Origin of the sequence: Streptomyces sp. NPDC005799, from assembly GCF_040630525.1 — a bacterium.
In the GTDB taxonomy this organism is placed as follows: Bacteria; Actinomycetota; Actinomycetes; order Streptomycetales; family Streptomycetaceae; genus Streptomyces; species Streptomyces griseorubiginosus_B.
The window spans coordinates 112,986-132,909 of the sequence record NZ_JBEXXQ010000005.1; the positions used below are offsets into that span (position 1 = coordinate 112,986).

At 68.1% G+C, this 19,924-nt stretch carries 24 protein-coding genes and 1 pseudogene; 16 read left to right on the forward strand and 9 right to left on the reverse strand.

Going from position 1 to position 19,924, the window contains the following annotated elements; all coding sequences use genetic code 11:
• Positions 1 to 105: 105 nt before the first annotated feature.
• Positions 106 to 1,656 (reverse strand): alpha-L-arabinofuranosidase B, encoded by a 1,551-nt coding sequence (locus ABZ453_RS07195; protein WP_359012400.1) that lies wholly within the window; start codon positions 1,654 to 1,656, stop codon positions 106 to 108.
• 488 nt (positions 1,657 to 2,144) lie between these two features.
• Positions 2,145 to 2,492 (reverse strand): annotated as a pseudogene (locus ABZ453_RS07200) (transposase); the annotation flags it as partial.
• Between the two features lie 212 nt (positions 2,493 to 2,704).
• Here ABZ453_RS07200 and ABZ453_RS07205 point away from each other — a divergent pair.
• Positions 2,705 to 2,923, forward strand: a complete 219-nt coding sequence (locus tag ABZ453_RS07205; RefSeq protein ID WP_356950009.1) for a hypothetical protein — start codon at positions 2,705 to 2,707, stop codon at positions 2,921 to 2,923.
• Positions 2,924 to 3,045: 122 nt separating this feature from the next.
• Here the strand turns inward: ABZ453_RS07205 and ABZ453_RS07210 are convergent, their stop codons facing one another.
• Positions 3,046 to 3,294: a hypothetical protein gene (locus tag ABZ453_RS07210; RefSeq protein WP_359012403.1), complete on the reverse strand. Its 249-nt coding sequence runs from the start codon at positions 3,292 to 3,294 to the stop codon at positions 3,046 to 3,048.
• Between the two features lie 164 nt (positions 3,295 to 3,458).
• Here ABZ453_RS07210 and ABZ453_RS07215 point away from each other — a divergent pair, with 164 nt between their 5' ends.
• Entirely contained in the window at positions 3,459 to 3,584 is a 126-nt protein-coding gene (locus ABZ453_RS07215; protein ID WP_359012405.1) for a hypothetical protein, read from the forward strand.
• 181 nt (positions 3,585 to 3,765) lie between these two features.
• On the forward strand, positions 3,766 to 4,425 hold the full coding sequence (locus ABZ453_RS07220) for a zinc ribbon domain-containing protein (protein ID WP_359012406.1): 660 nt from the start codon (positions 3,766 to 3,768) through the stop codon (positions 4,423 to 4,425).
• Between the two features lie 34 nt (positions 4,426 to 4,459).
• On the opposite strand, the gene ABZ453_RS07225 is transcribed toward ABZ453_RS07220, so the two are convergent.
• Genes ABZ453_RS07225 through ABZ453_RS07235 form a run of 3 tightly spaced genes read right to left on the reverse strand, consistent with a single transcriptional unit; the run spans position 4,460 to position 5,735 of the window.
• Positions 4,460 to 5,053: a glycoside hydrolase family 2 TIM barrel-domain containing protein gene (locus ABZ453_RS07225; protein WP_359012408.1), complete on the reverse strand. Its 594-nt coding sequence runs from the start codon at positions 5,051 to 5,053 to the stop codon at positions 4,460 to 4,462.
• Positions 5,001 to 5,312, reverse strand: a complete 312-nt coding sequence (locus tag ABZ453_RS07230) for a glycoside hydrolase family 2 TIM barrel-domain containing protein (protein WP_359012410.1) — start codon at positions 5,310 to 5,312, stop codon at positions 5,001 to 5,003. The genes ABZ453_RS07225 and ABZ453_RS07230 overlap by 53 nt, the downstream gene beginning before the upstream one ends.
• A gap of 24 nt (positions 5,313 to 5,336) precedes the next feature.
• The gene (locus tag ABZ453_RS07235; protein WP_359012412.1) at positions 5,337 to 5,735 is read right to left on the reverse strand and encodes a VOC family protein; all 399 of its coding nucleotides are present in this window, start codon (positions 5,733 to 5,735) and stop codon (positions 5,337 to 5,339) included.
• Positions 5,736 to 6,052: 317 nt separating this feature from the next.
• On the opposite strand from ABZ453_RS07235, the gene ABZ453_RS07240 reads away from it, so the two are divergent.
• The 4 genes from ABZ453_RS07240 to ABZ453_RS07255 all read left to right on the forward strand — a co-directional run bounded on the left by ABZ453_RS07240 (position 6,053) and on the right by ABZ453_RS07255 (position 10,510).
• Positions 6,053 to 6,661, forward strand: coding sequence for a toxin (locus ABZ453_RS07240; protein ID WP_359012414.1), 609 nt, complete (start codon positions 6,053 to 6,055; stop codon positions 6,659 to 6,661).
• Positions 6,658 to 7,851, forward strand: a complete 1,194-nt coding sequence (locus ABZ453_RS07245; protein WP_359012416.1) for an MAB_1171c family putative transporter — start codon at positions 6,658 to 6,660, stop codon at positions 7,849 to 7,851. Before ABZ453_RS07240 ends, ABZ453_RS07245 begins: the two co-directional genes overlap by 4 nt.
• Before the next feature lie 96 nt (positions 7,852 to 7,947).
• Positions 7,948 to 9,051, forward strand: coding sequence for a DUF6545 domain-containing protein (locus tag ABZ453_RS07250; protein ID WP_359012621.1), 1,104 nt, complete (start codon positions 7,948 to 7,950; stop codon positions 9,049 to 9,051).
• Positions 9,052 to 9,079: 28 nt separating this feature from the next.
• Positions 9,080 to 10,510, forward strand: a complete 1,431-nt coding sequence (locus ABZ453_RS07255) for an FAD-dependent oxidoreductase (RefSeq protein WP_359012623.1) — start codon at positions 9,080 to 9,082, stop codon at positions 10,508 to 10,510.
• On the opposite strand, the gene ABZ453_RS07260 is transcribed toward ABZ453_RS07255, so the two are convergent.
• Positions 10,439 to 10,708: an alpha/beta hydrolase gene (locus ABZ453_RS07260; protein WP_359012625.1), complete on the reverse strand. Its 270-nt coding sequence runs from the start codon at positions 10,706 to 10,708 to the stop codon at positions 10,439 to 10,441. The two genes, ABZ453_RS07255 and ABZ453_RS07260, sit on opposite strands and share 72 nt — an antisense overlap.
• Before the next feature lie 508 nt (positions 10,709 to 11,216).
• Between ABZ453_RS07260 and ABZ453_RS07265 the strand changes: the two genes are divergently transcribed.
• The 7 genes from ABZ453_RS07265 to ABZ453_RS07295 all read left to right on the forward strand — a co-directional run bounded on the left by ABZ453_RS07265 (position 11,217) and on the right by ABZ453_RS07295 (position 16,913).
• Positions 11,217 to 11,624: a peptidase gene (locus ABZ453_RS07265; RefSeq protein ID WP_359012418.1), complete on the forward strand. Its 408-nt coding sequence runs from the start codon at positions 11,217 to 11,219 to the stop codon at positions 11,622 to 11,624.
• A 722-nt stretch (positions 11,625 to 12,346) separates the two neighbouring features.
• Positions 12,347 to 13,087: a response regulator transcription factor gene (locus tag ABZ453_RS07270; RefSeq protein WP_359012627.1), complete on the forward strand. Its 741-nt coding sequence runs from the start codon at positions 12,347 to 12,349 to the stop codon at positions 13,085 to 13,087.
• The gene (locus ABZ453_RS07275; RefSeq protein WP_359012420.1) at positions 13,084 to 14,529 is read left to right on the forward strand and encodes a HAMP domain-containing sensor histidine kinase; all 1,446 of its coding nucleotides are present in this window, start codon (positions 13,084 to 13,086) and stop codon (positions 14,527 to 14,529) included. The genes ABZ453_RS07270 and ABZ453_RS07275 overlap by 4 nt, the downstream gene beginning before the upstream one ends.
• A 196-nt stretch (positions 14,530 to 14,725) precedes the next feature.
• Positions 14,726 to 15,157: an Rrf2 family transcriptional regulator gene (locus ABZ453_RS07280; RefSeq protein WP_359012422.1), complete on the forward strand. Its 432-nt coding sequence runs from the start codon at positions 14,726 to 14,728 to the stop codon at positions 15,155 to 15,157.
• An 87-nt stretch (positions 15,158 to 15,244) separates the two neighbouring features.
• On the forward strand, positions 15,245 to 15,661 hold the full coding sequence (locus ABZ453_RS07285; protein ID WP_359012424.1) for a nuclear transport factor 2 family protein: 417 nt from the start codon (positions 15,245 to 15,247) through the stop codon (positions 15,659 to 15,661).
• 190 nt (positions 15,662 to 15,851) lie between these two features.
• Positions 15,852 to 16,439 carry a 3'-5' exonuclease gene (locus ABZ453_RS07290; protein ID WP_359012426.1) on the forward strand — a complete coding sequence of 196 codons (588 nt, stop codon included), beginning with the start codon at positions 15,852 to 15,854 and terminating at the stop codon, positions 16,437 to 16,439.
• A gap of 108 nt (positions 16,440 to 16,547) precedes the next feature.
• Positions 16,548 to 16,913, forward strand: a complete 366-nt coding sequence (locus tag ABZ453_RS07295; protein ID WP_359012428.1) for a hypothetical protein — start codon at positions 16,548 to 16,550, stop codon at positions 16,911 to 16,913.
• A gap of 16 nt (positions 16,914 to 16,929) precedes the next feature.
• Here ABZ453_RS07295 and ABZ453_RS07300 read toward each other — a convergent pair whose 3' ends face one another.
• Together ABZ453_RS07300 and ABZ453_RS07305 are read right to left on the reverse strand one after the other, a co-directional pair.
• The gene (locus ABZ453_RS07300) at positions 16,930 to 17,349 is read right to left on the reverse strand and encodes a hypothetical protein (protein ID WP_359012430.1); all 420 of its coding nucleotides are present in this window, start codon (positions 17,347 to 17,349) and stop codon (positions 16,930 to 16,932) included.
• A gap of 127 nt (positions 17,350 to 17,476) precedes the next feature.
• Entirely contained in the window at positions 17,477 to 18,208 is a 732-nt protein-coding gene (locus tag ABZ453_RS07305; RefSeq protein ID WP_359012432.1) for an alpha/beta hydrolase, read from the reverse strand.
• 749 nt (positions 18,209 to 18,957) lie between these two features.
• Between ABZ453_RS07305 and ABZ453_RS07310 the strand changes: the two genes are divergently transcribed.
• Both ABZ453_RS07310 and ABZ453_RS07315 read left to right on the forward strand, forming a co-directional pair.
• The gene (locus tag ABZ453_RS07310) at positions 18,958 to 19,419 is read left to right on the forward strand and encodes a hypothetical protein (RefSeq protein WP_359012434.1); all 462 of its coding nucleotides are present in this window, start codon (positions 18,958 to 18,960) and stop codon (positions 19,417 to 19,419) included.
• Between the two features lie 158 nt (positions 19,420 to 19,577).
• Complete coding sequence (locus ABZ453_RS07315; protein ID WP_359012436.1) at positions 19,578 to 19,877, forward strand: hypothetical protein; 300 nt, start codon at positions 19,578 to 19,580, stop codon at positions 19,875 to 19,877.
• Positions 19,878 to 19,924: the final 47 nt, after the last annotated feature.

Sequence of the window (19,924 nt, forward strand, 5' to 3'; positions counted from 1 at the left end):
GTTCCCGGTGTCCGGCTGCGCGGACGGCGCGGGTCGCGTGGACTCCTACCGGGTTCGGCGTGGCTACGGCTCTTCTTCGGCACCGGCCCCGGGGCTTGTTGCTCGTCAGCTCCAGGGGGAGGCTGCGAGCCAGCTGGTGTCCTGGGCCCACATCGAGGCGGTGTCCCAGGTGTTGGTGCCGCCGTCGCTCGCGATGTAGCCGGTGAAGCTGTAGTGGCGGATGTACTTGGCCGGGTAGTTGAAAGATCTCAGCGAGTAGCCCGTGCCACTGTTGCCCGAGGTGGGGCAGAAGGTGGCGTCGGCGGCGAACTGGCTGGTGCCGTCGTTGGGTTGGAGGTGGAGCTGGAACGCGTAGTGCCTGAGGTACTTGCCGGATGCGTTGGCCGACTCGAAGGAGACGCAGTTGCTGTTGGCCAGGCCGGCGCGCACGATCCAGGTCGCGTCGCCCTTGTCGGTGGCCGAGCTGGAGGAGGTCACCGGCGCGATGACGACCTTGTCGTCACTGGTGTCGTGCTGCAGGTAGTCGCCGGTGCAGCAGGAGGTGGTGGCCTGCAGGGACAGTTTGGCGCCGGGGGTGAAGGGGGTGCTGGTGCTGTAGCCGACGGCTGCGATGTTGGCCTGGACCGCCGCCTCGGTGGTGTCGGAGGGATAGCCGCTGACCATGGCGCCTTCGTAGAAGGTGCCCGCGCTCGCGTTGTGGTTGGTCTGGCAGCAGTCGCCACCGCTGCCCAGGATGATGGCGCCCTGCTTGTGCATCGGGTTGTACCCGCTGGGCAGGGCGCCGCTGTAGAACTGGGTCAGGCTCGCCGACTGGGCGGCCGCGCCTTTGAGGGCCATCTGGGTGGTGCCGTTGTTCTTGAGCATCGCGGTGACGAAGTGGCTGGTCTCGGAGACCTGGTTGGGGTTCCACGCCTTGCTGCCGCCGGCGAACAGGCCGTTCTCGAGGTCCGCCTGCACCCACGGGCCGGTTCCGCCGCAGCCGCCGAACCAGCATTCCGTGCTGAAGTTGATGGCGTCCATGGCGCCGTTGCCGTCGGCGTGGTGGTCGGTCTCGGTGTTGCCGTAGTCGAAACAGCAGCCGTTGTTGACGTGGGTGCCGCTGGTGATCATGTACTCGCCCTCGGGTGAGCTGCCGGTCGGCACGCCCCCGGTGGAGTTGTAGGCGAAGTAGCTGTTGCCGGGGTTGATGTACAGCGCGTAGGCCTTCTGGCCGCCCACACTGACCGCTTCGGTGGTCGCGTTGGCCGCCGTGTCGGCGCCGCCGGTTCCGCCGGGCCCCTGGTAGACCAGGGTGTTGCCGGCGCCGGTCTGGTCGTATACGCGTGTGATGGTGCAGGTGGTGCCTGCGCAGAAGGAGTCCTGGGCCGCGGCGTCGGCCACTCCTCCGGCGGACAGTACCCCGATGTTCTGCGACGCACCGTCCGATGCTCGCTGGACCTGGTAGAGGGGGCCGTCGTAGGCGGCGAAGAGCGCGCGCGTGGTGCTGTGCGCGGCGACGCACGGGGTGCCCCCCGCCGCGTAGATGTCGCAAGGCTCCTGCGTGGTGGCGTGCGATGTGCCGCTGAAGGCGACAAGGCCGGCGAAGGCGAGCGCGATCGAGGCCAGGAAGACGGCCACTCTGCGGCGCAGTCGGCGGAAATGGAACAGGGCAGGCACCTTGAACTCCCTTGTTCGTCGGTACTGAGCGGCAGGCCGCGCCCCCAACCGGCTTCGCGGTGGGCTCTGGGGAGCGGGCTGATGGGGACTGAGGTGGGCAAACGTGTCCGACGACCGGGGACAGGCATCGGAGCACGCACTGGAATTGTGAGCGCTAACAATTCTGGACGGGCTGGGTCCTCGGTCGATCCTTTGAGGTGGGTGGACATGTATGGCGAGCGGGCCCAACCGCGGGCAACCCCGGATTGTTAGCGCTCACAATTCAAGGAGCAATCAGACCGCCACTTGGTCGGCCGGATCAAGCCACGACTATCGGCGAACACCCCATCCACGTCAAGAGGTTGAACCGCACGTTCCACGAGTGCGGCAGTGAGGGGCCGCACTACCAGATTGCATCTCATTTGGTGGGTCCGCTGCAGCGGAGCAGGGCGCAGGCGACGGCGGTGGGGCGCTCGAACGGGTCAGCGATGGCAGCGCCCCGCGTTGCGGGCTCGTGCGTTCACCGAGTCGATCGCCCAACGGGACCACTCCTGCTCGCCACGGACGCCGAGTTCTTTGCGGAGCAGGCGAAGCTCGGTCCACACCTCGGCGTTCGTCCACTCGGCGAAGCGCCGGTGAACGGTGGCTCCCGCAGGACCGAACGACGCGCACGGCAACTGCTGCCACGTACAGCCCGATGTCGCCGCGAAGACGATCGCGGCCAGCACCTCCCGGTCACCGTGCCGCCGTCGGCCGCCGCCCTGAGGTCGCGACGGGGGCTCGGGAACCACCCGCTGGAACAGTTGCCACAACTCGTCCGGCACCAGCCGCTCAACGATCGAGAGCACGACCGGCAGCGTATCGAACCAAATGAGATCCCAGCTCACAGCCGCCCCGAGTGGCAGTCAGGTCACCGAACGCTCCGGCGAAGTGCTGCGCCATGAGGGTGACGCCCCAGGTGCCCCAGGTGGTGGGTGCCGGAGATCAGGCCGGTCTTACGCGGACATCGCGCTGCCCGGCGGCACCAGCCCCATATGCGCGAACCCGGCACACCCCGCACGCTGGAAACATGCCCACTGACCAGAGCGTCATCATCTATCCACCGACGGAAGACGGCGGCCGGCGTGTCCGCATCGGAGATCACTTCGTCGGTATCGCCTATGGGCTCCTGGATGTAGCCGTTCTCCTTCAGGAGGCAGGTCTGCAGGACTGGGACGAGATGGACGTCGCAGGGTCCGCCCTGATCGAATGGCGCGGCGGCGGCCCTGACCAGTGGAAAACCTCATGACGCCGGAGCTCCTCGAATTCCGAGTACGTGCATTCGGCAAGAGAAAGATACTCAGTCCTCAACATTTGCTTCGAGCGGGATTTCTCCCAGCCTCCGTATTCACGGGTGCCACACAGGTCAAGTCAACGGTGACCAGAGCCAGTTGACCAGACAGACAAGTCACCGGAAAGGAGGGCCACACCGTATCCTTCGCAAAGATCACACTGGCCAAGAAGGCCAAGAAGAAGGAAGCCTGCGCCGGCAAGGCCAAGCACCACCACAAGAAGAAACACCACCACAAGCACAAGAAGCACGCCGCCAGGTAACACGGCGCCGCAAACACCACCGAACAAGAACACCGTGCCGGGATCCGGGCGCACCGACGAGTGCACGAGGGGTCCTGGCACGGTGTTGGTTCGCGCATTTTCCCTGGGAGTGTTCCGCACATGAGCCGCGCAGCGCCGGTCACGATAGCCGTGGCCGCCACCGGAGCATCCACCCCACGCGTCATGCCCGCCTCTCCCCTCTGGCCGCCTTCCGGATCTTCTGGCCGCTGGTGAGCGTCAACCATGCGGTGGTGCTGGTCTCGGTGGTGCTGCTGGTGGTGTCGGCCGGGTGCGACGCGGCCACGATCGGGATCGTGGGCGTCCTGACCGACGAGGTGCTCGCGCCCGGAGAATGACCGACGCCACGGCCACCCTCACCACCGGCCCACATCCGGCCACGCCCACCGCAGCCGAGCACGACGCGGCCTGAGACCGGGCGCAACAGCGGGGACGTCACTTTCCAGCCACACAGAACCAGTACTCTTCCGCTTGCGTCGTAGGGCAGTGTGCCGACGGCTTGGCCTGTGGGGGGACCACGTGAGCAGCGAGATCTACTTCAGCCACAACTACCGGGACCTGTGCGAGCGCACGGGCACCGGAGCAGGTTTCCAGTTCGAGTTCTCCTGCTCGCGCTGTTACGACACCTGGCGGTCGCCCTTCGAGGCGTACACCGGTGAGCGCGCGGCCAGTTGGCTCAGGAAAGGCACCGACCTGGCCTGGAGCCTGCTGGGCAACACGGGGCGGGGTGTGACGTCGGCGGCCGACGGGCTCGCCGGGGCCGGCTGGGGACAGGCCCGCGACCACGCCTTCCAGCGGGCGATCGGCAACGCACAGGGGCACTTCAACCGCTGCGCCCGCTGCACGAACTACGTCTGCGGTCGCTGCTGGAACGCAGGCCAGGGGCTGTGTCTGAACTGCGTCCCCGACACCGCGGCCGAGGCCATGGCGGCCCAGCAGCGTGGCCTGAACGACATGGCCTCACAACGGGCCTACGCCGCCGGGCAGCACGTGGGACAGAACTACGACCCCACCACGCCCCGGCAACTGGTCTGCCCCCAGTGCCGTACCGAGACCCACGGAGCCGCGTACTGCTCCGGCTGCGGCTACCACCTGGCCCAGTCCGACCACTGCTCCTCCTGCTCGGCTGTCGTACCGGACGGCGCGGCGTTCTGCCCCGGATGCGGCACACGGAGGTAGTGCACCCATCGGCGGCGGGTGGGCGCCGCCGCTCTCAGTCGCCCTTGCGCCAGCGTGTCCGCAGGCTGAACGCGGCGCTCTTCGGGCGGCGTTCGCGGGTGAAGACGCCCTTCTTGTTGCCGTCCACGCGGAAGACGCCGGGTGCGGTGGCGAAGTCGGCGAAGTGCCAGACCTGTTCGCCGACCACGGCGTCGACCTGGTCGAACACGCGGTGGTACACGCCGAGCAGCTCGGTCTGGTATTCCTCCGTCCACGGGCTCGGTACGGTGCTGCGCAGGCCGGGGTAGGTGTCGGCGCCGTACTCGGTGATGACGATGGGTTTGTCGTGCCGCTCGGCCCACTGGCGCAGTTCGGCTTCCAGTTGCGTCTCGGCCGTCGCCAGGTCGTCGGGGCCGAAGTACCAGCCGGAGTAACGGTTGAGCAGGACGACATCGAAGAGGTCGGTGACCGCGCACTGGTCCGGTGATCCCATCAACGCGTTGACGTAGGCGATCGGTCGGGTGGAGTCCAGGCGGCGGGCTTCGGCTGCCAGTGGTGTGAAGTGGTCGCGGACTTCGGGCTGGACGTTGTCGGATTCATTGGCGATGGACCACAGGACCACGCTGGGGTGGTTCTTGTCGCGGGCCACCAGTTCCCGGATCGCCTGCAGATGGGTGCGCTGGGCGGCCTGTCCCCCCGATGGTGTCGGGTGAGAACGTCGACATCTGCTTGCCGGAGGCGAAGACTCCCCCGGCGATGTTGAGGTTCTGGCCGACCGCCGCGGTCTCGTCGATCACGACCACGCCGTGTCGGTCCGCGTAGTCGAGGACCTCTTCCGCGTAGGGATACTGCGAGGTTCTGAAGGAGTTCGCGCCGGTCCACTCCATCAGTGCGAAGGCGTGGACCATCAGCGCGTCGGGCCCGTCCTCCGATCATGAATCGGACGGTGCCAGGGTGCGCAGGACGTCGAACTCGTTGCCCTCGGGATCGGCCATGACCACCCAGCTCCGGCCGGGGCCCTGACCCACGTCCAGCTTGGCTGCGCCGAGGCCGAGCAGTCTGGCCACCTCGTCGTCCGTACTGCCGTCGACCGGGCTGACGTCGAGGTGGAGCCGGTTCTTGAAAGCCTTGCGCTCGGGCACCCGGATGAACACCAAAGTGGGCGGCATCTGGCGGGCCCGGACCTCCTCGACGGTCGGCTCCCAGGAGCCGATCTCGACCTTGCCCTCGCTCCGGTCGATCACCTGGAAACCCAATACGGCGCACCAGAAGGCCGCGAGCCGCTCCGGATCATGGCAGTCGACAACCAACTCGGTGAACCTACTGGTCATTTCTCCCCCAGACGCGACGGACGGGGCTCAGCCTATGAGGCCGCCCACTGAGAATCTCCCGCTCCGCCCCTGCTCGACACCGCACAACACTCGCATCCTTGGAAGAAGTGGGCAGTGGTTTCGTGCGGTGGCCTTCTTGCCGTCCCGCGCCGGTAAGCGCTCCGGTAAGGTCAGGACGACGTGACCAGGGAGGGCAAATTCCTTGTTTGGTGAGGCCTTTGAGCCAGCTCGAGCCGCGCTGTCCCCTCACTCGCACATCACGCTTCCGGACGCCGTGACGAGCGTCGTCGCCCTCCCCTCGAACCTCAAGAGCTGAGATGAATCCTCTGACCGGGCTGCGCGAGTGGCGACAGATGCGGCGCCGCGACAGGGACATGCAGCAGTTCGCCGACGTACTCATCGGTCCCATCCGCGAGCGTCTGGCCGGTGAGCAGGCCGGCGCGTCGGGCGGGCAGCGTCCGGCTGACCCGGAAGCCCTGTTCCAGGCCCTTGTCGAGTCCGCGAGGCAATGGCGCGGTGATCGTCCGCTCGAGGTCCACCGAGTCCGCATTCCACGCAAGTTCGGCGCTACCGGCATGTGGGTGGAGCGGCAGGATCAGGACGACGTGATCATTGAGGCGGATGCCGAAGTGTGGCACCAGGCGCAGATCCTCGGCCACGAACTCTGGCACATGAGGCAGAAGGACGGGCTGACGCCCGAGCAGTTGGCGGCCGAAGCCTGCGCCACAACGGGGTCGGGGCATCTGCACGCCGACCAGCCGTCGGCTGCGCGGTCCCGCTTCGACGAAGATCCAGAGAAAGAAGCCGAGTTGTTCGGGATTCTCGTGGGGCAGCAGATGCGGTCCCTGATGGATCGCGACGTGATCGCCGGCGACACGGCCCGCCGGATCGCGGATTCCCTCGGTTACCAGAGGAACCGCAGATGAGTGGGGCGATCAACTACATCAGTTGTGCTCTGCTGTGGATCGCGCTCCTGTTCCGCCTGCCCGATCTGGCCCGACGCCGGATCGATCCGTCCTTGCGGGCCATCGTCGCCGTGCTGGGGTTTGCCTCCCTGTGCTTCCTGTTCGGGGCTCCCCCGACAGTGGCGCTCATCAACCGGCTGACCGGTGTGCCCAATATCGCCGCGCCGCTCACCTACGCGGCGATCACCGCGTACAGCGCGGCTTTGCTGATCCTGATCGCTTGCTGGCGGGACGGGCCGTCCATGCGTCGTACGACCCGCAAATGGATCTACGGCTACGCGGTTGTGCTCGCGGGCATCGCCGTCCTCTTCGCCGTAGGCAGCCCGGCCGAGGAGCGGCGTACCGACTTCGACACCTATTTCGCGAAGACTCCCTGGGTCGCCGAGATGATCGTGCTGTATCTGCTGGCGCACCTGACGGCCGTTACGGTCAGCGCCACATGGGCGTTGCGCTGGGCACGCGAGAAGGAGGTTCGACAGCGTCCTTGGCTTCGGGCCAGCCTCTTGACGATCGGCACTGGCACCGTGCTCAGCGCCGGCTACAGCATCTCCAAACTGGCTGCCGTCGGGGCACGTTGGTCCGGCAGGGACTGGCCCGCATTGGGGATCTCCATTCCTCCGCTGTTCGCGGGGTTGGGTGCGTTGTTGACGGTGACCGGTGTCTTGCTGCCGCTGGCCGGGCATCACTTTTCGTCCTGGGGCGACTTCGTTCGACTCGCCCCGCTCGATGCCGTGCTCGATCCGGTGCTGACGGATCGCGCCCTGCGGCTGGAGCGCCCTCGCTCCCCCTTCTTGTGGGCTACCTGGCGCCGTAGCACCATCCTCAACGGCCTCCACGAGATCGAGACGCTTTTCGACAGAGGGCTCTACGACCACGTCGTGGAAACCGAGTTCAGGAGGCTGCAGGAGCGGGGTGGCCGACGCGGCCGCTCAGTGACCGCTCACGAACTGGCCGCTTCCGCCGCATGGGCGGCCACCATCGCCGCGGCGGCGCAGCAGAGCATCCGGCCGTCGGAGCCATCCGGTGAACCGGCCCCGTTGGCACTGCCGCGCAATCCAAGGATGCTGGTCCTGATCGCCGACGCCATAAGGAGATCCGAGCGTGAGTCTCACTACGCCGCGACCGACCCCGCCCGGGCCGGATCGGCATGACGCGCGCCACCTCCTGCACCCCACAGTCGGCGGAACGGAGCCCCCGGCATGAGCCTTGTCGTATATCTGGCGGCGCTGCTGTTAGTGGTGGCCGCGATGGTGATCCGCCGATCCCGTACGACCGCTCTCACCTCGCTGACGGTTCCTACCCGGGCGACGGCGTTTCTCGGCGCCATCTGCTTCATCTGCGCGGCTCCGGCGACGCTGGCCGCCGTCAACCGCGTCACCGGGATCCCGAACGTCGGTGCGCCGCTGACCTACAGCTCCATCTCGGCCTTCAGCTGCTCACTGATCATCCTGCTGATCCACTGGAGGGGCGGACCCGCCCAGCAGATACGGCGGATGGTGCGGATCAGCATCGCGGTCTACGCCCTGCTCATCCTCGCCATCATCGTGTTGTTCTCTCTCGCGGACGCGGACACCGAGCGCCTCACCGACCTGGACACCTACTACGCCAACACCCCGTACATGCGGGAGATGATCGTCCTCTACCTCCTGGGGCACCTGGCCAGCACCATAGTTCTGAGCGTGGTGTGTCTGAAGTGGGCGCGCGATGAAGTCACCGGTCTACTCCGCGTCGGACTCCGGCTGATCCTGGCGGGCCTGCTCCTGGACGTCCTCGGATTCGAGCTGACCAAAGTCACGGCGGTCGTGGCCCGGTGGTGCGGGTACAACCTCGATTTCCTGTCGACGACGGTGGCGCCGCCCGCCGCTTCCCTCGGCGCGCTCATCTACTCCGCCGGGTTCGTCCTTCCGCGTCTTTCGGCGGCTGCATCGGAGAAGCAGAGCCTGGTCAACTACCGGGCGCTGCTGCCCCTGTGGACCGCAGTCAAAGATGTCACCACCACCCCCCAGGCCGCCCCTCGATGGTGGCAGTTCTGGTGGCAACTGCCCAGCCGCCGCCTATATCTGCTCGAAGCGCGCATCCGCGACGCCCTGCTGCAGTTGGCCGCTCAGCTCGACCAGCGCGTCGGCGAGACCGCCTACGCAGCCGCAGTGGGTCGTGGCGAAAGTCGCGACAGGGCCCGCATCGCCGCGGAGAAGGCGATGATCACGGATGGCATACTCCGGGCATCGGGGCGGATCGGCGGCCCTGCCGATCCGCCGGAAAAGCTCCGCCTCACCATAGATCTGGTCGAACTGGCAAACGCCGTGAGCGGGACGCAGCATGCGGCACCGGATCACGTACGGGCACAGTGAACACGTACGACCGCAACAAGGAGAACCTGTGTCGCAAAGAGCTGTCGTGATCGGAGCGGGCATAGCCGGGCTGCTCGCTGCAGCAGCAGTGTCCCGTGCGGTCCCCGAGGCGGAAATCGTGCTTCTCGACAGGGATGTGCTTCCTTCCGGTCCCGCAAACCGCCGAGGTGTTCCCCAGGGACAGCACGCCCACCTGCTCATGGCCGGCGGGTGGATGGCGATGGAGAGTCTGTTCAGGGAAGACGTGCGCAAGCGCCTCTTCGAGGCAGGCGCACACGAGATCTCGCTGGCCAACGGCATGCTGGCCTTCTCCCCCGACGCCGGGTGGTTCCGCCGGTACCGGTGGAATGCCTCCCGCATGATCACCTGTACACGGGGCCTGCTGGACTGGGTGGTCCGCGAAACGCTGCTGCAGCAGACGAGCAAGGTCTCCATCCATCAGGCGGTGGTGGAGGGGCTGCTGGGCGACACGCGGCGCATTCGCGGTGTACGCATCAGCGGGGCCGACCCGGCCCTGGGCAGCGAGGTGGAGGCAGACCTCGTCATCGACGCGAGCGGACGCGGTTCCCGCAACATCGAGTGGCTCACAGCCATCGGCGTCAGCGGTGTGCAACAGAGGAAAATCGACTCCGGCCTCACCAATGCCACCCGCATCTACCGCACACCACCGGGTGCCGAGTCCTTCCCCCTGACCATGATCCAGGCAAATCCCTACAGCGGCCGGCCCGGCAGAAGCGCCATGGTCCTGCCGATCGAGGGCAACCGGTGGATGGTCAGTGCCGGCGGCACCCGAGGAGGCGAGCCCCCGAACGACCCACAGGGCTTCCTCGACTACATTGCCGGCCTTCCGCATCCGATTGTCAGCCAGCTGATCTCCGGCGCCGAACCCCTCACCGACGTGGCGGTCAGCCGCAGCACCAGCAACGTCCGGCGCTACTTCGAGAAGTCCCCGGTGTGGCCGGAGCGTTTTCTTGTTCTCGGCGACGCGTTGGCCACCTTCAACCCTGCCTACGGGCAGGGAATGTCCGTCGCCGCTCTGGGAGCGCATGACCTGTTCCAGGAACTGGTCCGAAGCGATATCTCCACCCCCGGCCTGTCCCGCCGCGTCCTGGTGAGCGCCGCCCGCCACGTCGACACCGCATGGTCCACCGCCGTGGCCATGGACGTCCTGTACCCGGACGTCCGAGGTGAGAAGGCAACCATCGCCGACCGGCTCGCCGCCGGTTACGCACGCCGGTTGACCCGCGCCGCGACCGGATCCTTCAACGCCGCGGCGGCCCTGTGGGACGTGACCAGCTTGAAAGCCCCGGCATCGCGGCTGCTGCGCCCGGCAGCCCTGTTCGCCACCCTCAACGGACCACCGCTGCCCCGGACAGACGAACCCCCGCTACAGCCTTCGGAACGACAGATCCTGCAACGTCTCACCCATGTCAATGGGGAACCACACGAATCGCGTTGAAACGAGCACGGCCGTGTGCCCGTCCAAGGACTGGCCGACCAGGACGGGCCGCCGTAGTGCCAAGTGGTCGACCACGGCGGTTACGTCGGCGACGTACGCGGCACGGGACACGTCCCGCGGGTGGCGCTCGAGGGCGCCGTGCCCGCGCTGGTCGACCACGATGAGGCGATACCGGTAGCTCAAGTCCCGTGTGAGCATGTCCCGTTCACCCGCCTGACCGGCCACGCTGAGCACCAGCACGATGGGTGTCCCGACCCGCCCCAGTCCCGGCAGGCAAGCCGGACACCGTCTCGCGTCAGCACATGTTCAGACCATGCCATGTCGGCCCCCACGGAATCGGGTGGCACCCTCGATGTCTGTCTGATCGGCTGCCGCCGGGTGGCGCTGGAGCCGCTGCGACTGTTCGCGGTGCCGCGTCCGTCCAGCGGGGTGCCTGCGACGCTGCAGTCCGCCGGCTGGTGGTGTTGGGACTCGGCGGACCGGCCGATGCCGCGGCTGGTGCTGCCGGCAAGCCGGCGGCTCCGATGCGCGGGCTCGGCAAGACAGCATCCGATGGCGAAAGATTGACGCGCTGCTGGTCTGCTCCTGTCAATCTGCTGGGCTGCCTCTCAACAGCGGGTTTCTAGGGTCGTTGTCGTCCCCCCGGAGATCCGCTCCCACGGTTCTCCGAACTCGCCAGTCGTTCCCAGTGTTTGGAGACATCCTGATGCGTGCTCTGCCCCGTCGTGCCCTGTTCGCCGCTCCGGTCGCCGTGCTGGCGTTCGCCCTGGTCGCCTGTGGCGGATCCGACTCCGACACCTCCAAGGCCGCGGACACCCAGCAGCAGGCCCAGAGCGCGGGTGGCGCCGAGGCGGCGGACCAGACCGGCGGCGACACCGACGACAAGAAGGAGCCGCCGCTGACCGGTGACATCAAGACCAAGGCGGAGGCCGCCGCGGTGGCCGCGTACCCGGGCACGGTCCTGAAGTCCGAGGAGGACGCGGAGAAGCCCGGAATGTACGCGGTGGAGGTCGAGCAAGCGGACGGAACCTCGATCGAGGTCTACCTCGACAAGTCCTTCAAGGTCACCGACACCAAGAAGGAAGGCACGGAGGAGACCGAGGACGCCGGATGACGGCCGGGATCTGACCCGCCAGAAGGGAATGAACCCGATGCCGGCCGAGCCCGAGCAGGCAGGCGGCCGCTTCGTGGAGGACGCCTTCGACTCCTCCTCCTCGAGCGGCCCGGCCCCGACAGGCGCCGGGGAAGCGGGTGTTGAGCCGCAGGGGCCTGCGAGGCTTCGGGAGCCCACAGCACGGGCCGCACGGAGCGCGGACGGCTGATGCTGAACGGCGATCCCACACCGGTCCGTCCTGACGGCAGTTGCCGCACTCGGGGTACTGGGCGCTTTCGGGCGCGCGCTGGCCACGGTCTGCGACGCGGTCACCTCCCCGCTCAGACCCGGTGGCACTGTCCAGGTGTCCGTGCCGAAGTCGCCCACCGCCCAGTTGCTCTCGCCTCCCGCGCCAGTCACCACGGAGCCGTCTGGCGGCGCCGCGCGCCCAACTGCCACACCCATGCGGAAGGGCGTGCCGCCGGGAACGGGCGAGCACCGGGACCGCGGTGAGGACCAAGAACGCAAGGACGGCGACGACGCCGACGGCTGACTCCCCGGCCGGCACCGCCGACGTCCCGCCACCGCCGCCCGCCACCGCCGCCCGGCTGACGCCGTCCTCCCGTCCCCGTCAGCCGGACGGCACCTGCTTGTCCACCCTCGTCCCGTACGTCTTCCCTCATCCCCGGTGGCTTCCCGTGAACCCTCCAACTCCCCTGGCACAGCTGTGCGAGCCTGGCGCCATGCGGCTGCTGCTCATCGAAGACGACGACCGAATCGCCGGCCCCCTCACCGAGGGGCTGGGACGCTACGGCTTCACTGTGGACCACGTCCGCACCGGCGCCGCCGGACTCGCCGGCACCACGGCCGCACCGGACCTGGTCCTGCTCGATCTCGGCCTGCCCGACATGGACGGCCTGGACGTCTGCCGCAGTCTGCGTGCCCGCTCCGCCGTGCCCATCATCATGATCACCGCGCGGGGCGAGGAGGCGGACCGCATCGTCGGGCTCGAACTCGGCGCCGACGACTACCTCGCCAAGCCCTTCGGGGTACGGGAGCTGATCGCCCGCATCCGCGCCGTCATCCGTCGTTCGGGCGCCCCCGCCTACACGCCGACCGAGGCCGCGGAAACACCCGAACCGCACCAACCTGCCGGCACCGCCCAGACGTTGGGGCCGCTGACGCTCAGCCGCCGCACCCGTGAAGTCCATCTCGACGGGCGGCCCGTCGCCCTCACACCGCGGGAGTTCGACCTGCTCGCCTTCCTTGCCGACGATCCCGGGACGGTGTACTCGCGGCAGCAGATCATGGACACGGTTTGGGACCCGCACTTCTTCGGCCCGACCAAGACCCTCGACGCCCACGTGGCCGCCCTGCGCCGCAAGCTGGGCGACCCGGGCTGGATCACCACGGCCCGCGGGGTCGGCTTCCGCCTCACCGTCCCCGGCGACCACACCGCCGCTGCCGCAGAGGCGGCCGGATGACCCGTCGTCTCCTGCTGAGCTACCTCGCCCTGACCGTGCTGGTGCTGGCCGGCCTGGAGATTCCCCTCGGTTACATCTATGCCCGCGGCGAGACCGCCCGCGCCTCCCAGAGCGTGGAACGTGACGCGTCCACGCTCGCCGAGGTCACCGAGGAGAACATCGAACAGAGCCGGTTCGACGCGCTGCCGGACGTGGTCGGCGACTACGCCGCCCGCACCGGCGGCCACGTCGTCGTCACCGACAAGCGGGGCATCGTACTGGCCGACTCCGACCCGGCCGGCCGCGCCGGCATCAGCCTCGCCGGCCAGCCGGACATCGCCCGCGCGCTGAACAACCGGCCCAGTGTCACCACCACGACCGACAGCGCCGGACGCGATGTGCTGTCCGCGACCATGCCCGGCTCGTCCGGCACCCTCGTCCGCGGCACCCTGCGCCTGACCTATCCCCTGGACCAGGTCAGCACCCGGGTGCACCGCATCTGGGGCGCCCTGGCCCTGGCCGGAGCCTGCATCCTCGCCGCGGTCGCCCTGGTCGGCTTCAGCCTGGCCCGCTGGATCACCCGTCCTCTGCGGACCCTGGAGGCCGCGACCACCCAGCTCGCCGACGGACAGCTCAGCCACCCGCCCGACGCGACCACCGGACCGCCCGAACTGCGGCGCCTGGCCGCCGCGTTCACCCGCACCGCCACCCGGCTCCAGCACCTGCTCAAGGCCCAGCAGGCGTTCGCCTCGGAAGCCTCCCACCAGCTGAAGACCCCGCTGACCGCGTTGCGGCTGCGTCTGGAGAACTTCGAACCGCACCTCGACCCACAGGCCCACGGCAGCCTGGAGGAGGCCGTCGGCGAGGTCGAACGCCTCGGCCGGATGGTGCAGGGCCTGCTCGCCCTGGCCCGCCTCGAGAACACCGCGACCACCCCGGAACCGGTCGACCTCGACGCCGTCATCGCCGAACGGGCGGCGATGTGGGAGCCGTTGGCGGCCGAGCAGTACGTCGCCATCGACATCAGCGGCCCGCCCGCCGGCCGGGTGTGGGCGATCCCCGGCGCCCTGGAGCAGATCATCGACAACCTCCTCGCCAACGCACTGCGCGTCTCCCCGCCCGGCACCACCATCACCCTCCACCGAACCCCAGGCACCGAACTCCACGTCGTCGACCAGGGCCCCGGCATGAACGCCGCCGACCGCGAGCGCGCCTTCGACCGCTTCTGGCGCTCCTCCGACGCCCACCACGACGGCACCGGTCTCGGTCTGCCCATCGTCCGCCACCTCGTCGACGCCTCCGGCGGCACCATCACCCTCCACCCCGCACCCGGCACCGGCCTCGACGCCCACATCCGCCTGCGGCCCTTCGCCCCACCGTTCCCCGCGCCACGCTCGGGCGGGGAGGACTTCGACTCCCGTGGCCCCCGGGGACACAGAACGCCTGCAGGGCGGCGAAGGTGAACTCGTCCCGGGCACGACCAGGTCGCACAGCGCAGCCCCACTACGCCGGGCCGCGCTTTCCCGACTCGGCCTTTGACCGGATCCACGTGCACGTCCAGGCGCTCGGCTCGGGTCGAGTAATGCAGAGATTTGCCCGTGCCGTTGTAACTGCTACTGTTACGACGAGATGGAAGGGTAGAGGGAAGCGAGGTCCGAGGTGAGCGCCAACAGCAGGCTGACCATCGCAGTTCATGCCCTCACGTGGATTGGGCTCTATCAGCGTCGAGGTCACGAGGTCGCCACCTCCGAGCAGATCGCGACGAGCGTCAACACCAATCCGGTGGTGATCCGCCGCCTCCTGGCCGAGCTGCGCAAAGCCGGCCTCGCAGACTCGCGGCGAGGCACAGGCGCGGGCTGGACACTCCGACGGGACCTGTCGGCAATCACCCTGCTCGACGTCCATGACGCGATCGACGCCGGGCCGATTTTCGCTCTGCACCGCTCGACGCCTGACCCCGAGTGCGTCGTGGGTCACGGCATCGGACCGGCACTGACCTCCGTCTATGACGAGATCGAGGCCGCGCTCCGCAGGGAGTTGGCGAAAACCACACTGGAGGACGTCCTGCAGGACGTCCTCAAAACCGCCTAGCTCACCCGGGTCACCGGCGGCGCCACGTTTCAGGCGCCTGCGGCACACACCCACACCACACACGTACGAGAGACAAGGACAAGCACAATGACAACAGACACCCGGACCTCACGGGCAGTGGCCGAGCAGTTCGTTGAGCGTCTCGGCAAGCAGGACCAGGACGGCATCCAGGAACTGTTCGCGGCACAGATCGACTGGTACGTCCCCGGCAACGACGAACTGCCCTGGACCGGCCGCCGTACCCACCGGGAGGACGTCGCGCCGTACTTCACCACGATGTGGCCGCACTTCGTACCCGGCAAGAGCAAGGTCGTGCTGGAACGGATCATCGTCGACGGCGCTGACGTGATACTGCTCGGCGTCTTCACGCACACCGTCGCGGCCACCGGCAAGGAGTTCACCACGCCGTCGGCCATGCACCTCGCGGTCGAAGACGGCGAGATCGTCCGCATGCACCTCTACGAGGACACGCTGAGCGTCGACAGAGCATTCAGCTCTGAGTGAGAGCGACTACGGGCCGTACAACACCTCAGCGTCCAAAACCACGACCCAGGAGTCGCAGGTCGCCGCTGAGCTGCGGCTGCCTGCCACCGCCGGACCAGGCGTCGCTCCCCCTGCGTATGGATCGGGCGGGTGCACCGACGCCCCGAAATTCGCGTGCTGGATCCGGGCTCGCGTCCCTACCCTCGGTCCCATGCGCCCCCAATCCGCCCTGCTGAACGTCATTGATGTGGAAGCCACCTGTTGGGATGGCCGGCCGCCTCCCGGCTCCGTGAACGAGATCATCGAGATCGGTCTCACCGTCGTGGACGTGCCGGCACGGCGCCGTGTATCCCGGCACCGTGTTCTGGTACGGCCCACCCGCTCGACGGTGAGCGACTTCTGCACCGAGCTGACCGGACTGACTCAAGCCGAGGTGGAACAGGGCGTCACCTTCGCCGAGGCCTGCCGGATCCTCGTCGAGCAGTACGGGGCCGGCGAACGCCCCTGGACGAGTTGGGGCGAGTACGACCGTCGGCAGTTCGCTCGGCAGAGTCAGGCCGACGGAGTGGCCTACCCCTTCGGCTATCCGACTGAGCGCACCCACAGCAACGCCAAGGCCGTATTCGCCACGGCCTACGGGCTGCGCAGGAAGCCCGGCATGGACCACGCCCTGCAGATCGCCGGACTGCCGCTCGAGGGACGCCATCACCGCGGCGAGGACGACGCGTGGAACATCGCCGCACTCGTCCTCGATCTGCTGGACCGCGGGGCATGGCCAGTCACAGCCACCGTCGTGTAGGTAGTGGTGCGGCCTGGGTGGCAGTGTCCGTTCCCGTGCTTGTATGTGGCAGCCGCGCTTCGGGAATCCGGGGCCGCGAGTCCGCCAGGGTGGAGGAGCGACGTCGACATGACAGAGTCGGTACCAGGGTCGACGGCGGCCACGGCGGCTGATGTGGCCCGCGCTCAGGCCGAGATTGCGTTGAGCCTTCCCGCTCCGCTGGTGGCCTTGTGGGAGGTGACGAACGGCTTGATGAGTGATGCCGGCGTGACGGTCTACTCAGCCGGCTGTATCGGCGAACGCAACACCACCTACGAAGTTGCGCGGTACGCACCGGGTTTCCTTCTCATCGGCGATGACAGTGGTGGCCGCGGGTTCCTCCTGCGTGCCGACGATCCCGACTCGGCCGTGTTCTCCTCAGACTTGGGCGACCTGGGTCCTGAAGACTTCGAAGTCGAGTCCGTGGACTTCGCGTCCTGGATCGCATCACTCTGAGCTGCCCGCTTGTGCTTCACGGCGTGTAGTAGGCGGCGTACTGGGCGGATTGTCCCTCGACGGAGAAGTCATCGAAGTCGCCGGCCTTCTCGCAGTCGACCAATCGCTGCAGCGCCGCATCGGCTTCGGGTAGACGCTGCGACAACAGGTATTCCTTGGTTCTGGCCAGTCCGCTGCCGCACAACAACTGGATGTCGATCGAGCAGGCGGCGTCCATGCTGGCGGACTTGGCCTCCCAGACGAGCAGGACGTCGTCGAGACTGCCGGCGTTGAACAACTGCACGCAGCACAATTTCATCAGCTCGGTGTCGCCGTGGCCTTGAGCTTGCCGTTCCAGCCGGATCTGCTTTCGGAGCAGCCCGCGAATCTCGTCGAGACCCACGCCGAAAGGGTGCAGACCGTAGCGGTCGAGGCACTCGTCTTCGTCCATTGCCATGCCCTTTCTCCTGGCGACATCTGATCACATCGGATTCTCCTGGCGACATCTGATCACATCGAAACCGCGGGCCCCTGCCCAACTGGCAGAGGCCCGCGGCACGATCAGGTGGCCTGACTGCCCGACGTCACTTCAGGTGCCGGGTGAAGAACCTGGCCGCGGCTTCCCCTGCGAACTGCGGGACGCCGGTGTGGCCGCCCATATTGGCGTTCAGGGACTTCTCCTTGGAGCCGAAGGCGTCGAACAGGTCCAGGGCCGCCTGCCGGTCGTTGCCTTCGTCGTCCCACTGGAGCAGGACGTGCAGCGGAATGGTGACCTGGCGGGCCTCCTCGAACATGGCGCGAGGGATGAAACTCCCGGCGAACAGACCGGCGGCCACGATGCGCGGTTCGACCACCGCCAGCCGGACGCCGACGGAGATCACTCCTCCCGAGTAGCCGACCGGGCCGCCGATCTCGGGCAGCGCAAGCAGCGCGTCCAGGGCGGCCTGCCATTCCGGGACCGCCTTCTCGACCAGCGGGAGGACGAGGGCGTCGATGATCTCTTCGCTGACTGGCTCGCCGGCCTTCAGCGCCCGGCGCAGGTCGGCTCGGGCCCGTTCGGCGGCGGCCGAACGGGGCCGGTCACCGCTTCCAGGCAGTTCGATGGTGGCCGTGGCGATACCCTCTGCCGCGGAGTGCTGGGCCCGCCCCGCCAGCCGGGGGTACATCTTCGGCAGTCCGCCGGGGTGGCCGAGCAGGATCAGCGGCACCGGTGCGGAAGCGGATCCGGGTGTCCACAGGATGCCGGGGATCACGCCGAGGGTGAATTCGCGCTCGAGGACGCCGTCGTCGAGGCGCCGTTCAGAAGTGAAATGCATGGTCGTGCCTTTCGGGAGTGCACACAACGGCGCTCCCGGACGACCTATCGCCCGACCGTGACCCCGGAGGGGAGCACCCACGTCGATACTGCGTTCACGGGTACCACCTCCTCAATCAGTCGCACGGCCTCGGGAAACGTAGCAGTGGTCGCGTCGGTCCACCAAACGGTTTTTGCGCGCTGTTGGATGACAGAGAATCGGGGGTGGTGCTGTCACCACCCCCGATCGGGCACCTGGGCCAACTGCTCGACAGGCGGCGGCAGAGGAGGCTTGCCGCGTCGGCCGCACATCCGGCCGTCGGCATCGCCATCGCCGTCAGAACGGGGAAGACAAAGCCCTGCGGCGCGGCATCCTCCTGGCCGGCGGAGGCGCCCTGCGGCCCGAGATCACCCGTCGCCTCACCGGAGCACTACCAGCGCCACTGCACGTGGTTGCGGCCCCTCACACCGCAGCCGTGCGCGGCGCCGCCAAGCTCCTGCAAGCCGCCCACACCCACCCCTCCACCGCAGGCCCCGTCCCACTCCCCGCCCAGCCACGCCAAGCCGCGCCCTCGTCCCCGCATCCGGTCGCAGCCCCGCCGAAAGGAGGAGACATGCCCGGCCGCGTACCTCCGCTGCCGCCACAGGATTCGCCACCGGTCAGGCTCTGGCGGCTGCGACGCAACCCCCCTGCGCCGCCGCAGCGACCTGATCCAGGCATGGATCGGCCTCGCCCTGCCGCTGGCCCTACCGGCCGCCACTTTCGCCGCCGTGCTCCTGGCCCGCGACACCGCTCACCGTCACTACACGCGCACCGCCCAGCACCAGGCCGGCACTCGCCACCAGACCACTGCCGTCCTCCTCGAGGACACCCGGCGCCATCCCGAACCCGGCTCCGCCGAAGCGAGAAAGACCCTCTATCCGGCCAAGGTCCGCTTCACCGACCGCAGCGGTCACTCGCACACCGCGAAGACCGACGTCCAGCCCGCCCTTCCCAAAGGCGCCACCGTCCGCGTCTGGGCAGACACCGACGGAAAGATCACCGACCCGCCCCTGAGCCCGGACCAGATCCGCAGCCGTGCCGCGGGCTGGGCCGTCAGCGCCGCCCTCGGAGTCCGCGCCGGCGCAGCCGCCGCCTACGGTGTCGCCGGCCGGATCATCCACCGCCACAACCTCGCCGCCTGGGACACCGCCTGGGCTGACACCGCACCTCGCTGGACCACATCCCCATAGAGCTCAGTCATCAGGTCCGGTGCCACGCTCAGCCGCCGCCAAACGGCGACGGCCCCGGGGGTAGCCGAGTGACCCGTACGGGCGCAGCATGGACATGTGACGGTTTTCGCCAGTGACTTTTAGTGATTTTCACTGACCGTACGGAACGGTGGGTCGGAATGATCATGACCGAGGTTATGTTCATACGCGGTGAACCGTGCGTCCGCTGCACAGGCGAGGAACAACGGCCCACCGGGACAGTTCGCAAGCTCTGCGAGGATCACTTCAGGGACGTGGCCATCGCGTACTTCGCTCGGCGGAAACACCCCGACCCCGTGGAAGCGGCCACCTCGGCGATGAAGGGCGGCCTTCAAATCGCATCCGCTCCGATGAACCAGAACGCGCACAGCTCCGGCCTGGCCTCTGACCTGACTCGACTCGACCGCGAGCGCGAGAGTGGGCGCATATCGGGCCGCTGACCACCTCGCGGCCCTCGGCCCGGCTTGAGGGCGGTGGCACGGCCAGG

Coding starts and splice junctions, on each gene's coding strand:
- ABZ453_RS07285 (WP_359012424.1), top strand. CDS start 15,245: ATGACAACAGACACCCGGACCTCACGGGCAGTGGCCGAGCAGTTCGTT.
- ABZ453_RS07275 (WP_359012420.1), top strand. CDS start 13,084: ATGACCCGTCGTCTCCTGCTGAGCTACCTCGCCCTGACCGTGCTGGTG.
- ABZ453_RS07235 (WP_359012412.1), bottom strand. CDS start 5,735: ATGACCAGTAGGTTCACCGAGTTGGTTGTCGACTGCCATGATCCGGAG.
- ABZ453_RS07240 (WP_359012414.1), top strand. CDS start 6,053: ATGAATCCTCTGACCGGGCTGCGCGAGTGGCGACAGATGCGGCGCCGC.
- ABZ453_RS07250 (WP_359012621.1), top strand. CDS start 7,948: ATGGTGATCCGCCGATCCCGTACGACCGCTCTCACCTCGCTGACGGTT.
- ABZ453_RS07270 (WP_359012627.1), top strand. CDS start 12,347: ATGCGGCTGCTGCTCATCGAAGACGACGACCGAATCGCCGGCCCCCTC.
- ABZ453_RS07205 (WP_356950009.1), top strand. CDS start 2,705: ATGCCCACTGACCAGAGCGTCATCATCTATCCACCGACGGAAGACGGC.
- ABZ453_RS07295 (WP_359012428.1), top strand. CDS start 16,548: ATGACAGAGTCGGTACCAGGGTCGACGGCGGCCACGGCGGCTGATGTG.
- ABZ453_RS07305 (WP_359012432.1), bottom strand. CDS start 18,208: ATGCATTTCACTTCTGAACGGCGCCTCGACGACGGCGTCCTCGAGCGC.
- ABZ453_RS07290 (WP_359012426.1), top strand. CDS start 15,852: ATGCGCCCCCAATCCGCCCTGCTGAACGTCATTGATGTGGAAGCCACC.
- ABZ453_RS07265 (WP_359012418.1), top strand. CDS start 11,217: ATGCGTGCTCTGCCCCGTCGTGCCCTGTTCGCCGCTCCGGTCGCCGTG.
- ABZ453_RS07300 (WP_359012430.1), bottom strand. CDS start 17,349: ATGGCAATGGACGAAGACGAGTGCCTCGACCGCTACGGTCTGCACCCT.
- ABZ453_RS07245 (WP_359012416.1), top strand. CDS start 6,658: ATGAGTGGGGCGATCAACTACATCAGTTGTGCTCTGCTGTGGATCGCG.
- ABZ453_RS07260 (WP_359012625.1), bottom strand. CDS start 10,708: ATGCTCACACGGGACTTGAGCTACCGGTATCGCCTCATCGTGGTCGAC.
- ABZ453_RS07315 (WP_359012436.1), top strand. CDS start 19,578: ATGATCATGACCGAGGTTATGTTCATACGCGGTGAACCGTGCGTCCGC.
- ABZ453_RS07230 (WP_359012410.1), bottom strand. CDS start 5,312: ATGGTCCACGCCTTCGCACTGATGGAGTGGACCGGCGCGAACTCCTTC.